The sequence below is a fragment of the Ornithinimicrobium sp. INDO-MA30-4 genome (assembly GCF_021535045.1).
In the GTDB taxonomy this organism is placed as follows: domain Bacteria; phylum Actinomycetota; class Actinomycetes; order Actinomycetales; family Dermatophilaceae; genus Ornithinicoccus.
On record NZ_CP091056.1, the window covers coordinates 2,065,335 to 2,079,602 of the forward strand.

The following is a 14,268-nucleotide window of genomic DNA, read 5'->3' on the forward strand; positions in this document are numbered from 1 at the left end:
GCCGGTCGCACAGACCGCCGTCCCCTATGTCCTCACCGATCAAGAGGATGTTGCCGTCGGCAAGCTGGAAGCGGCTGGCCTGACTCCGCAAGTGACCCAGGAGGCTAGTGACGACCCGGAGGGCACCGTTATCGAGCAGGACCCGGGCGCTAACTCGCAGGTGGACCCCAACTCTATTGTTGACCTGGTGATCTCCAGCGGGCCAGATGCCATCACCATCCCTGATGTTGAGGGCTTCCAGGAGGATGCTGCGCGCACCCGCCTTGAGTCAGACAACCTCAAGGTTGCTAGTTCTGCCGACGAGGAAGATGACGTCAACTACGCGGCCGGCGAGGTTATCCGCACTGAACCTGCCGCTGGTGAAGAGATCAGCCCCGACGATGACGTCACCCTGGTGATCGCCAGCGGTCAAGCCGAAGTGCCCAATGTGGTTGGCCAGCCAGCGGGAGAAGCCGTCAGCGACTTGCGCGACCAAAAACTTGAGGTTGCCACCACCTACCGGGAGTCTTCTGAGTCGGCACCAAATACGGTGCTTGAGCAATCAGTGACCCCTGGAGATGTCGTCGACTACGGCACCGAGGTGACCATCATCGTGGCTCAAGCTCCGCCGGAGACTGAGACGGTCACGTTGACGCCAACCCCGACGCCCACACCAACGCCGATTCCATCGCCGGACCCGACTCCATCGCCGGATCCGACTCCGACAGAAGACCCCACGCCGGACCCGACGCCCACGCCGACCGATGAAGAGCCAACTCCGTAGTCAGGAGCTGACGGCAAGCGAAAGCGCCTCAGCGAGTGTCGAGCCGTGCCACGTCGGGCTCCGTCAGGATCTCGACATGCTCAGGTCGGAACGAGCCAGAATAGGCAGGCATCTCAATATCGTCCTTGGACTCAACGAGGTAGCCCAACCAAGCTCTTGTGCCCAGCCTCGGTAGTTAGCAACAACCGGGTCTTGGACCAGGGCTGAGCTCATCCCGGCTGGATCGCCAATGGCGGTGATCGTGTAGGGCGGTGAATACACGCGGCCTTGCAAATACAGGGTGTTTCCACACAGCGAATGGCACTCGTGCCGACGATGCGTTGACCTTGAATCATCATGCCCTCGGCGCCACCGGCCCAAAGGGCGTTGACGACGCTCTGCACATCCTGCTGGTGCACGACGACGTCATCAACCGTGAACCCGTTGGGCAGGGTCTCAAGGGTGTAGCCAGCATCATCAAGGGTGACAGTCACACCAGGCCCAGTGATCGGGCCCAACCCCACCGACGGGGCCAAATCATCTGCTTGATCCGTCGCGCTGACCTGCTGGGTCGAAGCGTCCTTGGCCTTCGTTAACTGATCGACTTCATCGCGCAGAGACGATGCATCGCCACTGAGCGTCTCAACTTTGTCCGCGCGCTGCTGAATGAGCGAAGGCAGGTCAACTGGGTCTTCACCGAAGTCAGTGACATACGCCAGGGAAGCCGAAGTGCCAAATAAGAGTCCGGCTCCGAGGGCCATCACCGGAACGGCAACCCGCCACACACTGCTGCGGGTCGCCTTGTCCGTGGCCTGCTCGCTATCGGGCCGGCCAGCACTGGACTGCGGGGTGCTCAACTCGTCATTCATACCCTTCCAGAGTACGCCGATGAGGCCAATCGACGCGCCCAACCAGTATCCTGGACTCCCCACCGCTCTATCGCCCCGGCGAAAGCACCCCAAGACCAGGAGTCATCACCGTGCCCGAGTCATCTGGCAGCCCAGCCAAGACGCCGAAGAATTCTGGCAACCCGGCTAACCGTCGCGAGGCCAAGGGCCGCCCAGAGCCCAAGAAACAACAGGTTGGCAACCCGTCTTGGTGGGTCCCCACCATGTCCGCGCTGATGATCGCTGGCGTCATCTGGGTGGCCACGTTCTATATCTCAGAGGGCCTCTACCCCCTGACGATTGGCTACTGGAACCTCGCCATCGGCATGGGACTGATCATGGCTGGGTTCTTTATGACCACGAAGTGGAAGTAGTTTCCCCAAACAAACGCACGGTATCCCCAGTTGTCCACAAGGAGAGCTGGGGATACCTGTTTTTATCCACACCCATGTCCAGATTCATCTACTGAGTCCACATGTTATCCACAGCGTGGGGATAACTACACTGGTGTAACTCAGGCGAATCCAGCGGTGCCGAGCACCGCGTATACGCGCCAGGCAGCCAAACCCAGCAGCACCAGCACAATCAGTGCGTATGCGGGCCACTGCCACTTGCGGCGGCGCACGGCTTCTTCGTCGCGCCCCCGGGCCGCCGTCAACGCCAAGACTCCCGCGATCGCTGCACCAGTGACGGCACCGCCGAGGTGGGCTTGCCAGGCGATGTTGGGGATGATGAAGCCAATAGCCCCGTTGATCAGCAACAATGCAACGACGCCGCCGGTCTGTCGCTTCAGGTGCCAGTTCAACACGAGCATCGCACCGAACAAGCCAAAGACCGCACCGGAGGCTCCCAACGTCGGGGTGAACCACCCTTCGGGAGGCACTGCCAGCAAGAGGTAGCCCACCGATCCACCCAACCCGCTGATCAGATAGAGCAACGCAAAGCGCAGTCGGCCCAGCAACGGCTCGAGGTATCCACCAACGATGAACAACGCATACATGTTGAACCCAATGTGCAGAAAGCCGTTGGGGTTGTGGATAAACGCCGCGGTCAACATCCGCCAGGGCTCCGTGCCAGCTTGGATGGGCACAAACCACAACTCTGACGTCACTGCCGGGTTGATTCGCTGGCCAATATAGAGCAGCACGCAGATGCCGATGATCGTCCACGAGACCAACGGGCGCTGGTCAGCGCGCGGGGTGACGCCAAACCTCGAGGTGACTCTCGGCGCCTGTTTCGTCGACTCCGCGACGCAATCAACGCACTGCACTCCCACGGCAGCTTGTCGCTGACACGATGGACAGGTGGGTCGGTTGCACCGCTGACACCTGACATACGCGACCTCATTGGGGTGGCGGGGGCAGACAGGAGGGCTAGCGGGCTCGCCTGGTGCCCCTGAGGCAGATTCAGTCACGACGTTTCGCCTATCGCTCAAACAGCGAGAGCGCCGAGTTATCCGAACTCGGCGCTCTCATCAAAAGGTAGATCAGGACTCGTCGACCGAGACCCGCTCGATCACAACTGGGTCGACAGGCTTGTCGTTGCGGCCGGTCTGGACTGCACCGATGGCGTCGACAACGGCCTTGCTGGCCTCGTCGGCAACCTCACCAAAGATGGTGTGCTTGCCCTGCAACCACGGGGTGGCCTCTAGCGTGATGAAGAACTGAGAACCGTTGGTGCCCTTGCCCATGCGCTTGCCCGCGTTGGCCATCGCGAGGATGTAAGGGCCACCGAAGGTGTGGTCGGGGCTGATCTCGTCGTCAAAGGTGAAGCCTGGTCCGCCCATGCCCTCACCGAGCGGGCAGCCGCCCTGGATCATGAAGCCCGGGATGATCCGGTGGAAGTTCAGACCATCGAAGAACGGCGTGGGGTTGGTACGGCCCGCGTCATCCTTGTAGTCCAGCGACCCCTGGGCCAGACCGACGAAGTTGGCGACCGTCTTGGGCGCTGCATCCGCAAAAAGCGTCAGCGCGATGTCACCGTGGTTGGTATGCAAAGTCACGTTCATGTCGACTATCCTCCCACGCGAAAGACCCCAGCCCCAGCGTAGGGTGGTGACAAAGTGGATTAGCACCCCACAACAAGGCAGAATAGACATATAAATCCACGAGGAGGGTTCAGTGTTCTTTCGCACAAAATCCGAGAAGGCCACCGATAAGGCTGTCTCCCGCGCCACCGAAGCCAAAGAGTCGGCCGTCGAGGCCGGGACTCAAGCAACCGACAGCATCCGCGCCGCCGCTGTGTCGGTCCTAAATTCTGTCTCTGAGGCTGTCGCCCCCAAGGCTGAGCACGCATCCGAGGTCGTTAAGGAGCGCACAGCTAAGGCTCGTGAGGCTGCTGCCGACCGCGCTGCTGAAGCACGCGAAGAGGCTGCAGATCGTACCTCCCACTTCCGCTCAGCTGCCACCGAACGAGCGACTAGCGCTCGGGACCGGGCAGTGAGCAACCCAGACAAGGGCATCGACAGCGCTGTGCCCAGGGCTCAGGAGCGCATCGGCGCTGCTGGCAAGTCCATTGACTCCGCTGTTGACTCAGCGCGCGACACGCTGATCGACGACTTGCTGCCCCGGCTGCAAGAGATGCTCGGCAACGTCCAGTCCGGCAAGGACGACATCCTGGCCCGCACTGACGGCCCGATCGCTACGGTCACCGGTGCACCCAAGGCTAAGAAAAGAAGGGCAGCGCGCTGCTGACCTTCGGTGTCCTGGCCGCGGTGGGCGCTGCTGTCGCGTATGTCGTCAGCCAGAAGAAGGACGAGCCTGAGGTTGACCCGTGGGCTGGCTCCACTGGCGAAACCGAAGCCACTGTCGAGGCGCCTGAGGTTGACCCTGCTGAGGTCACCACCGAGCCTGCCGCAGTCGAGGTAACCGAGATTGCAGACGCTGACCAGGACAAGGCAGACGACGCAAAGAACTGAGTAGGACAGCCCACCTGGTTTTAACTCCTCGGAGTTGAGCCAAGGGTCGAAGCGGGTCAAACCTTGAGGGGTTTGGCCCGCTTTTGTGTCTTTTGAGGCCCGGCAGGACGGACAGTATGCGACCGTCCCAATTGTCGATCGAGACACTGCTTTGGCCTTCTCGGGCGGACGACAAACTCTCCCCATCTAGGTCGAAGACCTTACTCCTGGCCAAGCAATGGTCTTGCTGTTGTCCCTTACAGCACCGGCGATTACGCAACGAGGAATCGGGAGATCGGGAAACGGCATTGTTTCACTCCATTTTCGGGCCCGATTTCTTAATTTTCTGTCTGTCTCAGCCACCAGCGCGCCTCGCCCCAATAGTCACTCCATTCTCATAGGCTTGACGTAAGGGCAGTCGATGGGCGACTTCTCCTGTGCCAGAAAGGAGTCAGTCGATGACTTCACCTGCCCGGGGCGAGCCGTCCGGGCCAGTTGACCTCTCGCCTGGCCCCACGGCGCCGCCTCAGGCACCACTGCGAGCGCCGACGCCTATCCAACAGGCACGAAAACTGACCCCGCCGGGGGCCAACCGGCGCCCGTGAAGCCCAAGCGGCGCGGCCCCCGTGGCCCCAGTGACCTCACCCCGCGCCTGGGCCACATCCCCGGTCTGGACGGCATACGGGCGATCGCCATTCTTGCGGTGCTGATCTATCACTTCACGCCCAGCGCGCTTCCCGGTGGTTTTCTCGGCGTTGACGTGTTCTTTGTCGTATCTGGCTTCCTGATCACCACGCTTTTGCTTCGAGACGTTGCAAAACACGGACGAATCAACCTAGGCCAGTTCTGGCTGCGCCGCACACGCCGATTACTGCCCGCATTGATCACGGTCGTCATTACCTGTGTTGCGCTCTCCGAATTCTCGGCGGGGACCTGCTCGTCGGCATCACTCGTCAAACCATTGGTGCGCTGACTTTTAGCACCAACTGGGTCGAGATCTCGGCTGGATCGAGCTATTTCAATTCCACCTCGCCACAACTCTTTGTGAACTTCTGGTCGTTGGCGGTCGAGGAGCAGTTCTACCTCCTCTGGCCGTTCGTTTTGGTGGCGGTCTTGGGCTTCACCGCTCAGGCGAGACAACGTGTCGGCATCGCCTTGGCGCTGGCCTTTGTTTCTGCCTCGTTTATGGCGTTGCTCTATGTCCCAGGCGCTGACGCCACTCGGGTTTACTACGGCACAGACACCCATGCCTTCGGGTTGATGCTCGGCGCCGCCCTTGCCTTCGCCTGGGCCTCACCCACCCGCGCCGGCCTCCACCACCCAGTCTGGCGCCAACATCGCCACTGGTTTGTGGGCACGGCAATGGTCACCCTGGCCGCCTGCATGCTCCTGCTTTCCCAGAGTTCACCGATCACCTTCCGCGGTGGCATCTTGCTCGCGAGCCTCGCTACTGTCGTGCTCATCGCCGGACTGCTGGAGTATGGCGGGACCTGGCGTCGCGTGATGTCGATCCCGCTCCTCGGCTGGCTCGGCAGCCGGTCGTATGGACTTTATCTGTGGCATTGGCCCGTGCTGATCATCGTCGCCACCCTGGTCCCCTATGCGAATGGCACTCTCCGGGGGGCGGCTGCGCTCACCATGTCGCTACTCATCACATTGGCCCTCACTGAGGTCAGCTACCGCCTCATTGAGACCCCCATTCGCCAGCAAGGCTTCGCAGCGGCACTTCGTGCCGGAATCACGTGGTTTGGCACCCTTGGGCCAACAACCGCGTGCCTCGGTTGGCCGCTGGGGCGGTCGTCGTCATGCTGCTGCTGACGGCAGCGGCCCTCTTCACTGCACCCGAGAAGTCCGAGACCCAGCAGCAGATTGAAACTGCCGAGGCGGCGTTGGCAGAGCAATCTCAGGGTGGCCCCGCCCCGGCTACGACGCCGCCAAGCGACGCCACATCTGAACAATCACAGCAGGTCAGCACCGAGGACGCCGTAGAAGCCGACAACGACGCAGGCGCCGCGCGCGATGACTGGGACTACAGCCAGGACGAGGATGGGTTATGGGTCCCCTCCGGTGAAGACATCACCGCAATCGGCGACTCGTTGGTTGTCACCAGCGCTGATGGGTTGACCTACCGCTTTCCAGAGATGAACTACGCCGCTAAATCCAACCGGCAATGGAAGGACGCCCTCGCCGTTGTCGAGCAGGCGGACGCAGATGGAGTCTTGCGAGACAACGTGATCCTGCACTTCGGCACGAATGCGGGTGTGGACGCCGACCAGACGCGAGCGGTGCTTGATGCGCTCGGTGCTGATCGCCACGTGGTGCTGATGAACCTCTATGGAAGTTCGTCCTTTATCCCCGACTCCAACGACCAACTGAACGACATTGCGGCTAAATACCCCAATGTGGTGATCGGCGATTGGCAGGCGGCGGCAACCGCGCAGCCAGAGACGCTGCAGTCAGATCGCATCCACCCCGATATCGACGGGATGCATTGTACGCGCAAGCCGTGGCTGAAGGATTCGACAGCCTCTACGAGTTGTCGCAATAGCGCCAAAACACCCCACCTGGCGGAGCACGGTGGGACAGTTAGCGGGTGAACATTGTCTTCGTAGAGCCACACTTCCCGAAGAATCAGCGCGAGTTCGCCAGGGCGCTGGCGGAGGCTGGTGCCTTTGTCATCGGCATCGGCGAAACCCCCTGGGATTATCTCGACGACGAGTTGCGTGGTTGGTTGGGCCACTACGAGCAAGTGGGCTCGGTGACGAACGTTGATGAGATGACCGCCAAGGTCCGCGGCCTGCAGAGTTGGCTGTGGATCGATCGGTTGGAAGCCACCATTGAGTCACACACCATGCCGGCCGCCTTGGTGCGGGAAGCAACCGGGATCCCCGGTGTTTCGGTGCACACAACATACCTGTGCCGAGACAAGCCATCGATGAAGGCGGCACTGCGTGAGGTTGGGGTGCCGACGGCTGCGTCGATCGCTGCTAGTTCGCTGCAGGAGATCAAGGATTTCGCTGCTCAGGTTGGCTACCCCTGATCCTCAAGCCACGCGACGGCGCGGGGGCTGCCGCAACGAGTCGGGCCGACAACGACACCGAGCTTGACCAGGCCCTCAGCCAGTTTGGCCCAGGTGTGACGTCGATTGCCGTCGAAGAGTTCGTTGAGGGCCACGAAGGCTTCTACGACACCATCAGCATCAACGGCGAACCCGTCCTTGATTTCGCCTCGCACTACTTCCCAGGTGTGCTTGAGGCCATGCGTACCCGTTGGATTTCGCCGCAATACATCACCACCAACCGTATTGAGGGTGGTGGGTTGTACGACCAACTGCGCGAGATGGGCCGTCGCGTCAATGCCGCCCTGGGCATCGAAACCGCAGCCACTCACATGGAATGGTTCGATGGGCCCAAGGGGCTGAAGTTCAGCGAGATCGGCGCGCGCCCGCCCGGTGTTGGCTGCTGGGATCTCTACAGCGCCGCCAACGACATCGACGTATATCGTGCCTGGGCCGAAGCCATCCTCTACAACGGCACGGATATCCGCCCCAGCCGCAGCCACTCCGCCGGCATCATCGCCTTGCGCCCCGAAAGCGATGGCAACATCAGTGGCTACGCGGGCCTTGAGGATGTCGAGAACCGCTTGGGTCGGTGGATCATGGACGCCCACATCCCGAGCGCTGGCACCCTGACGCAGCCCATCGAGAATGGCTACATGGCCAATGCCTGGGTGCGAATGCGTCACCCCGACTACGACGTTCTGCACGACATGCTCGACGACGTCGGCCGATCGGTGCATGTACATGTCGGCTGAGCCGCGAATCACCCTGCTCGGCCCGCAACGCAAACCCAAACTGGACGAAGTAGTCCGCGATCTTGGCATGACGGGTCCAATTGCGACCATCAATGCTGGCTGGCAGGACCGCGAAGCCGACGACTCCCTGCTCGACAGCATGCTCAGCGGTCGCAGCCGCAATCTCGGCTTGTGGCGTCGGATGCAGCAAATCTGGGACAACGATCCAGAGTTCACCCAAGCTGACCGGGACCGTCGACGCACGATGGTTGAGATGCAGGAGTTGTACCTGCGCGGTCTCGACCACGCGACCTGGCTCTTGCGGATATTCGCGATCACGTCCCGCGTCGTGAATGGGTGCGCGATTCCGCGCTCAAACATGCCGAACGGGTTGTCCGCGACCTGGACACTCGTCACATTGACCAGGTCACCAAGGTCTATGCCGACTTTTGGGCGCAGACGGCGCCGCACGAGAGGCCAGCCATCGCCCGCGCCCGCGCCGAGGTCGCTCAGCAATTGGCTGATGTCGAGGCTGTCGTGATGACCGGCGGCGATATTCGGGTGCTGCTCAATAGCCTGCACCTGTTCAACATCACCCCGGTGCTGGCACGAAAGCCGATCATTGCCTGGGGCGCGGGAGCGATGGCACTGACTGAACGCGTGGTGTTGTTCAACGATCGCGCCACCCATGGCCCAACCCTCGCCGAGGTGTATGCCGAGGGCTTGGGCCTGGTGAAGAACGCAGTGGCGCTGCCCTCGGCTCGGGATCGGCTGAACCTCAGCGACAAGACCCGGATGGCGACGATCGCGCGCCGCTTTGCGCCATCGCAATGCCTCTTACTCGATGCAGGAGCACACGTCGGTGTCTGCGCCGATGGCCTGATCCCGGCTGGCTCGCCCGTCTTGGCGGTCGATGGCACCGCGACGACCTCAGAAAGTTTGGAGGCCGCATGAGCACCGTCACGACTCAACGCGTTGGTCGCAAGCGCCAACAGCGCAAGCTCCTGATCAACCAACTTCGTGAGCGCGAAGATCTTTCAGAGCAGGTCATCGACGAATTTTTGGCTGAGCACCAGGCTCCCTAGTCGAGGGTGCTAGGTGCACCTTCCTGTTCCGCGGCGAGGTGGATGAGGTCTGGGTCAAGCACCGGATCGTCAACCAACCGCAGCGCGTCGCGATGAAGCGCATCCCCGGCTTCTCTCTTTGGTGGGTTGTCATCGAGTTGCCTGAGGGCTCGCGCGTCGACTACCACCTGGAAACGCGGGTTGGTGAGCACCACAGCGACTTCAACGACCCGCTCAACCCCAACTGGCTTCAAGCCCGCTGGGATCGTCCTCTGTCGCGCAGGCCGTCGGCTACAAGACCCTGAATGGGTCCAGCACGATCCAGGGTGTCGCCGCGGCGAGTTGCACACCATCGAGTTCTACTCCAAAGCGTTACGCCGCAACACCACCTCTCGGGTGTATCTGCCTGCGCGCTATCGCAAGACCTCGACATACCCACTGCTGGTTGTGCATGACGGCGACGACTACATCAACCACTCCGCGATGCGCACGGTGCTCGACAATCTCATCCACCGCCTGGATATGGCCGAAACGGTGGTGGTCTTCAGCAATCCCGGCGACCGCATTCGGGAGTATCCCAACTACGCAGCGCATGCTCGGCACATCACGACCGAGTTGATCCCCTATGTCGCCGAGCGCGTGCCGTTGGTCGACCGTGCTGATGCCCGTGCCTTAATGGGTGCCAGTTTCGGGGCCGTTGCCTCCTTCTCGGTGGCCTTTCGCAACCCCGAGATGTTCGGATCGCTGATCTTGCAGTCGGGATCCTTCGTCTTCACAGATATCGGAAACTATCACAAGGGCGGCCCAGCCTTTGACCCGGTCGTGAAGTTCATGAATCGCTATCGGGACAAGCCCACAAAGGTCACCGACAACATCTATATGTCCTGCGGCGTCTATGAAGAGTTAATCGTGCCGAACCGCTCGATGGTGCCCGTCTTTGAAGGGGCCGGAATGACGGTGCGGTACGTCGAAGCACGAGATGGCCATTCCTGGGAAAACTGGCGTGACCGCTTGCAAGACGCGTTGTCGTGGATCTATCCCGGCCCGCAACGATTTGTCTACGAATAGGCCCTCGCCACTGCGGCATCCAGGCGAGTAGCCTGGGGGCACCAAAGCCAACATGGGCTCTGGATCTATTTATCAAGGAACACGAATGAACGAACACGAAGACGGCCGCGTGACCTATTTGCTGGTGGATGGCGAGAACATCGACGCCACCATCGGCAACTCGATCTTGAACCGCCGGCCACAGCCAGAAGAACGCCCGCGCTGGGACCGCCTGCTCAGCTTCACCGAGAGCGAGTGGGAGCAACCCGCCAAGGGTTTGTTCTTCCTCAACGCTTCTTCGGGGTTGCCGATGGCATTCGTCCAAGCCTTGCGCGCGATCGGCTACACGACCGTGCCGCTGTCGGGCTCAAGCGACGACAAGGTCGTCGACATGGCCATCATCAAGACGCTCGAGGCGCTGTCGCAGCGAGACTCCGATGTGATGCTGGTCAGCCACGACGGTGACTTCGTTGACGCGATGGACCCGCTGGTCAATGGTCGTCGGCGCGTTGGCCTGATGGCCTTTGAGGAGTTCCGCAACAGCGGCTTTGCTCCCCTTGAGGCTCGCGGCATGGAGTTCTTTGACCTGGAGCATGACGCCAGTGCCTTCAACACCCGGCTGCCTCGTCTGCGGATCATCCCGATCGAAGAGTTCAACCCACTCGAATTCTTGTAACCCGCCACTCGTGCGAAACCGCGGATGTCCCGCGCGTGAGTTGGTGCACACGACCAGCGAGATCGGGGCCTTTACACCGAACGCGAAACAAAGCACGGTAGGGGCATGAAGGTCGCCCTGATGGTCACGTGCATCAACGATGCGCTCTTTCCCGAGACGGGAAAAGCAGTGATGCGTTTGTTGCAGCGGCTCGGTGTCGCCGTCGATTTTCCGGACGCACAGACCTGTTGTGGTCAGCCGATGGTCAACACGGGCTATCTCGATGAGGCCGTGCCAGCGGTTCGGCAGTTCACCAAGGCCTTTTCGGGCTATGACGCCATCGTCACACCCTCGGGATCGTGCGCCGGATCAGCCCGCCACCAGCACAAACTCGTCGCTGCACGCAGTCAGGACGCCGGGTTGGCTGATGCGGTCGCCGAGGTTTCACCGCGGGTCTATGAGCTATCCGAGTTTCTGGTGGACGTGCTGGGCGTGACCGATGTGGGTGCGAGTTTTCCGCACAAGGTGACCTATCACCCCACCTGCCACTCTCTGCGTATGTTGGGCGTCGGCGAGCGCCCACTGCGCCTGTTGCGAGAGGTCAGAGGCATCGACTTGGTCGAGTTGCCGGGAGCAGATCAATGCTGCGGATTTGGTGGGACTTTCGCGGTCAAGAACTCCGATGTATCCACCGCGATGGGCCAAGACAAGATCGATCATGTCGCTTCCACCGGCGCTGAATATCTCGTGGCTGGCGACAACTCATGTCTGATGCACATGGGCGGCATGATGTCGCGACAATCAACGGGAGTGCAGACGATTCATCTGGCTCAAATCTTGGCCTCAACCCAGGAGGTGAGTCGATGAGCGGCACCTTCGTGGGTATGCCAGCGTTCCCCTCCGCCGCTCGCGAGGCTCTGCAGGACGACCAGTTGCGGCGCAATCTGGCCAATGCGACCGGAGTGATTCGGCCCAGCGCGCTGAAGTTGTCGAGGAGGTCGACAACTGGCAGCAGCTGCGCCTGGCGGGAGCAGCGATCAAAGACGAGGTGTTGTTCCACCTCGATGAATACCTGGTGCAGTTGGAAGAGTCGCTGGTTTCGGCCGGCGCGACGGTGCATTGGGCGCGCGATGCAGACGAGGCTTGCCAAATCGTGGGGATATCGCCGCAGGCCACGGGGTCGATGAAGTGGTCAAAGTGAAGTCGATGGCCACCCAAGAGATCGGCCTCAACGAAGCTCTGGCTGAGCGCGGCATCGCTGCCTGGGAGACCGACCTGGCTGAGTTGATCGTGCAGTTGGGCGATGACCTGCCCAGCCACATCTTGGTGCCGGCCATTCACCGCAATCGAGATGAGATCCGCGACATCTTTGTCGAGTCGATGGGCGGCGCAGGCAAGCCTGCCCCCGAAGGTCTGACGAATGACCCGGCCACGCTGGCCAATGCTTCGCGATTGCACCTGCGCGAAAAGTTCTTGCGGGCCAAGGTGGCTGTCTCTGGGGCCAACTTTGCCGTCGCTGATTCCGGCACCTTGGTGGTCGTGGAGTCTGAAGGCAATGGCCGAATGTGCCTGACCCTGCCCGAAGTGTTGGTTTCGGTGGTCGGCATCGAAAAGATAGTGCCCACCTGGGAAGATCTCGACGTTTTCTTGCAGACGTTGCCGAGGTCATCGACCGGCGAGCGGATGAACCCCTACACCTCAACGTGGTCCGGTGTGAACGAGGCCGATGGGCCACAGGAAGTGCATGTGGTGCTGCTCGACAACGGCCGTACCCGGGCCTTGGCCGATGAGGTTGGCCGCCAAGCCTTGAGGTGTATTCGCTGCTCAGCATGCCTCAACGTGTGCCCGGTCTATGAGCGCACCGGGGGCAAGGCCTACGGCTCGGTGTACCCAGGACCGATCGGCGCGATCTTGAATCCGCTGCTGAAAGGCGTCGGGGTTGATGAGCAAACAGACTCGCTGCCCTATGCCTCGTCGCTGTGCGGTGCCTGTTATGACGTGTGCCCGGTTGCCATCGACATCCCTTCGGTGCTGGTTGACCTGCGTAGTCAGGTGGTCGACAGTCACCGAGGCGATGGCCTGGACGGCTACGCAGCGGCGATGGCCGGTGCTGGCTTCTCGTTTGGCTCAGCCACTCGGTGGAAGTTGATGACCAGCGCTTCGGGGTGGCTGGCCGCCTGACAGGGCCACTTGCCGGCAGGTTTGGCAGTTCTGCCCTGAAGTCGCTGCCCGGCGCAGCGGGCGCATGGACCGGAGCACGCGACATACCCGATGTTCCGAAGGAGTCGTTCCGAGCGTGGATGAAGCGGACCGCCGGCGGTGACATCAAGTGAGTCAAGCGTCGGCGGCACAGGTGCGCGCGAAGAGATTCTGGGACGAGTGCGGGCTGCGCTGGCTCCCAGCAAAGAGAAGCCGCGATCACGACAGATATCCCGGGCCTATCGCGACGTAGCCACTCACCCTGACCCGGTCAGCCTATTCGTTGAGCGCGTGACCGACTACCAGGCAACAGTGCGGCTAGTTTCGGCCATTGGAGTTGCTGATGCGATTGCTGCCGAGGTCGAAGGCATGCATTGCATCGTGCCGGTTGACCTGCCCTGGGACCTTTCAAATGCTGACGTCGATGAGCTGCAGACAGCCAATGAACTCGACACTTATGACGCTGTGGTGACCGGAGCCCAGGTCGGCATAGCCGAAACCGGCACCATCGTGCTTGACCATCAAGGCGATCAGGGCCGTCGTGCCATCACCTTGGTGCCGGACCGGCACATTTGCGTCATCCGGACCGACCAGATCGTGGCGGGAGTCCCCGAAGCGATAGCTGAGTTAAACCCGCAGCGCGCCCAAACTTGGATTAGCGGCCCATCAGCCACCAGCGACATCGAACTCACCAGAGTTGAAGGTGTGCACGGTCCACGCAAACTCGTGGTTCTTGTCGTCTACTAACTACTGCGGGCCAGGTTAGTCGCTCGTTCTTCTTCGCCAGATCCTTACTGCGGCAATAGATCTCAACCGGGTCGACGTTGTGACCTCACCACGGCCTCTCTCGTGCCTTCTCGACCCCGAGACCCACAAACCCCACCCGTCACAAGGGATCGCCACATTGCAAGACTCTGCAGGTGAGCGACCTACGAGGGAGTCCGGTGGATCATATTTCCCTCACGTTTGTTCCGGTATTTGATAAA

Annotated in this window: 17 protein-coding genes and 3 pseudogenes; 17 read left to right on the plus strand and 3 right to left on the minus strand. The window is 61.3% G+C overall.

What is annotated here, in order from left to right; all coding sequences use genetic code 11:
* Positions 1 to 40: 40 nt before the first annotated feature.
* A pseudogene (locus L0A91_RS19990) lies at positions 41 to 763 on the plus strand (PASTA domain-containing protein); the annotation flags it as partial.
* A 63-nt stretch (positions 764 to 826) separates the two neighbouring features.
* Here L0A91_RS19990 and L0A91_RS12470 read toward each other — a convergent pair.
* Positions 827 to 1,611 (minus strand): annotated as a pseudogene (locus L0A91_RS12470) (DUF881 domain-containing protein).
* Positions 1,612 to 1,721: 110 nt separating this feature from the next.
* Here L0A91_RS12470 and L0A91_RS12475 point away from each other — a divergent pair.
* Positions 1,722 to 2,003: a cell division protein CrgA gene (locus L0A91_RS12475; protein ID WP_235244728.1), complete on the plus strand. Its 282-nt coding sequence runs from the start codon at positions 1,722 to 1,724 to the stop codon at positions 2,001 to 2,003.
* Between the two features lie 140 nt (positions 2,004 to 2,143).
* Here L0A91_RS12475 and L0A91_RS12480 read toward each other — a convergent pair whose 3' ends face one another.
* Together L0A91_RS12480 and L0A91_RS12485 are read right to left on the minus strand one after the other, a co-directional pair.
* The gene (locus L0A91_RS12480) at positions 2,144 to 3,043 is read right to left on the minus strand and encodes a rhomboid family intramembrane serine protease (RefSeq protein WP_397333726.1); all 900 of its coding nucleotides are present in this window, start codon (positions 3,041 to 3,043) and stop codon (positions 2,144 to 2,146) included.
* Between the two features lie 72 nt (positions 3,044 to 3,115).
* Positions 3,116 to 3,637: a peptidylprolyl isomerase gene (locus L0A91_RS12485; protein ID WP_235244730.1), complete on the minus strand. Its 522-nt coding sequence runs from the start codon at positions 3,635 to 3,637 to the stop codon at positions 3,116 to 3,118.
* A 112-nt stretch (positions 3,638 to 3,749) separates the two neighbouring features.
* Between L0A91_RS12485 and L0A91_RS12490 the strand changes: the two genes are divergently transcribed.
* From L0A91_RS12490 to L0A91_RS12550, 15 genes and pseudogenes are all read left to right on the plus strand, one after another.
* Positions 3,750 to 4,322, plus strand: coding sequence for a hypothetical protein (locus L0A91_RS12490; RefSeq protein ID WP_235244731.1), 573 nt, complete (start codon positions 3,750 to 3,752; stop codon positions 4,320 to 4,322).
* A 20-nt stretch (positions 4,323 to 4,342) separates the two neighbouring features.
* The gene (locus L0A91_RS12495; RefSeq protein WP_235244732.1) at positions 4,343 to 4,546 is read left to right on the plus strand and encodes a hypothetical protein; all 204 of its coding nucleotides are present in this window, start codon (positions 4,343 to 4,345) and stop codon (positions 4,544 to 4,546) included.
* 580 nt (positions 4,547 to 5,126) lie between these two features.
* Positions 5,127 to 5,498, plus strand: a complete 372-nt coding sequence (locus L0A91_RS17645; protein ID WP_260115218.1) for an acyltransferase — start codon at positions 5,127 to 5,129, stop codon at positions 5,496 to 5,498.
* 23 nt (positions 5,499 to 5,521) lie between these two features.
* Positions 5,522 to 6,343, plus strand: a complete 822-nt coding sequence (locus tag L0A91_RS12500; RefSeq protein ID WP_397333876.1) for an acyltransferase family protein — start codon at positions 5,522 to 5,524, stop codon at positions 6,341 to 6,343.
* Positions 6,331 to 7,122 carry a hypothetical protein gene (locus tag L0A91_RS12505; protein WP_235244733.1) on the plus strand — a complete coding sequence of 264 codons (792 nt, stop codon included), beginning with the start codon at positions 6,331 to 6,333 and terminating at the stop codon, positions 7,120 to 7,122. The genes L0A91_RS12500 and L0A91_RS12505 overlap by 13 nt, the downstream gene beginning before the upstream one ends.
* The gene (locus L0A91_RS12510) at positions 7,119 to 7,565 is read left to right on the plus strand and encodes a hypothetical protein (protein ID WP_235244734.1); all 447 of its coding nucleotides are present in this window, start codon (positions 7,119 to 7,121) and stop codon (positions 7,563 to 7,565) included. The genes L0A91_RS12505 and L0A91_RS12510 overlap by 4 nt, the downstream gene beginning before the upstream one ends.
* A gap of 95 nt (positions 7,566 to 7,660) precedes the next feature.
* Positions 7,661 to 8,338, plus strand: a complete 678-nt coding sequence (locus L0A91_RS12515) for a hypothetical protein (RefSeq protein WP_235244735.1) — start codon at positions 7,661 to 7,663, stop codon at positions 8,336 to 8,338.
* Positions 8,339 to 8,674: 336 nt separating this feature from the next.
* Positions 8,675 to 9,271: a Type 1 glutamine amidotransferase-like domain-containing protein gene (locus L0A91_RS12520; RefSeq protein WP_235244736.1), complete on the plus strand. Its 597-nt coding sequence runs from the start codon at positions 8,675 to 8,677 to the stop codon at positions 9,269 to 9,271.
* On the plus strand, positions 9,268 to 9,402 hold the full coding sequence (locus L0A91_RS17650) for a hypothetical protein (protein ID WP_260115219.1): 135 nt from the start codon (positions 9,268 to 9,270) through the stop codon (positions 9,400 to 9,402). The genes L0A91_RS12520 and L0A91_RS17650 overlap by 4 nt, the downstream gene beginning before the upstream one ends.
* A 38-nt stretch (positions 9,403 to 9,440) precedes the next feature.
* Positions 9,441 to 9,686, plus strand: coding sequence for a hypothetical protein (locus L0A91_RS12525; RefSeq protein WP_235244737.1), 246 nt, complete (start codon positions 9,441 to 9,443; stop codon positions 9,684 to 9,686).
* A gap of 37 nt (positions 9,687 to 9,723) precedes the next feature.
* Positions 9,724 to 10,449, plus strand: coding sequence for an esterase family protein (locus L0A91_RS12530; protein WP_235244738.1), 726 nt, complete (start codon positions 9,724 to 9,726; stop codon positions 10,447 to 10,449).
* Between the two features lie 85 nt (positions 10,450 to 10,534).
* A complete protein-coding gene (locus tag L0A91_RS12535; protein ID WP_220122215.1) occupies positions 10,535 to 11,104 on the plus strand; it encodes an NYN domain-containing protein in 570 nt (189 codons plus the stop codon).
* A gap of 120 nt (positions 11,105 to 11,224) precedes the next feature.
* The gene (locus L0A91_RS12540; RefSeq protein WP_235244739.1) at positions 11,225 to 11,950 is read left to right on the plus strand and encodes a (Fe-S)-binding protein; all 726 of its coding nucleotides are present in this window, start codon (positions 11,225 to 11,227) and stop codon (positions 11,948 to 11,950) included.
* A pseudogene (locus tag L0A91_RS12545) lies at positions 11,947 to 13,416 on the plus strand (lactate utilization protein B). Before L0A91_RS12540 ends, L0A91_RS12545 begins: the two are co-directional and overlap by 4 nt.
* Positions 13,403 to 14,029 (plus strand): LUD domain-containing protein, encoded by a 627-nt coding sequence (locus L0A91_RS12550; protein ID WP_235244740.1) that lies wholly within the window; start codon positions 13,403 to 13,405, stop codon positions 14,027 to 14,029. Before L0A91_RS12545 ends, L0A91_RS12550 begins: the two are co-directional and overlap by 14 nt.
* Positions 14,030 to 14,268 lie beyond the last annotated feature (239 nt).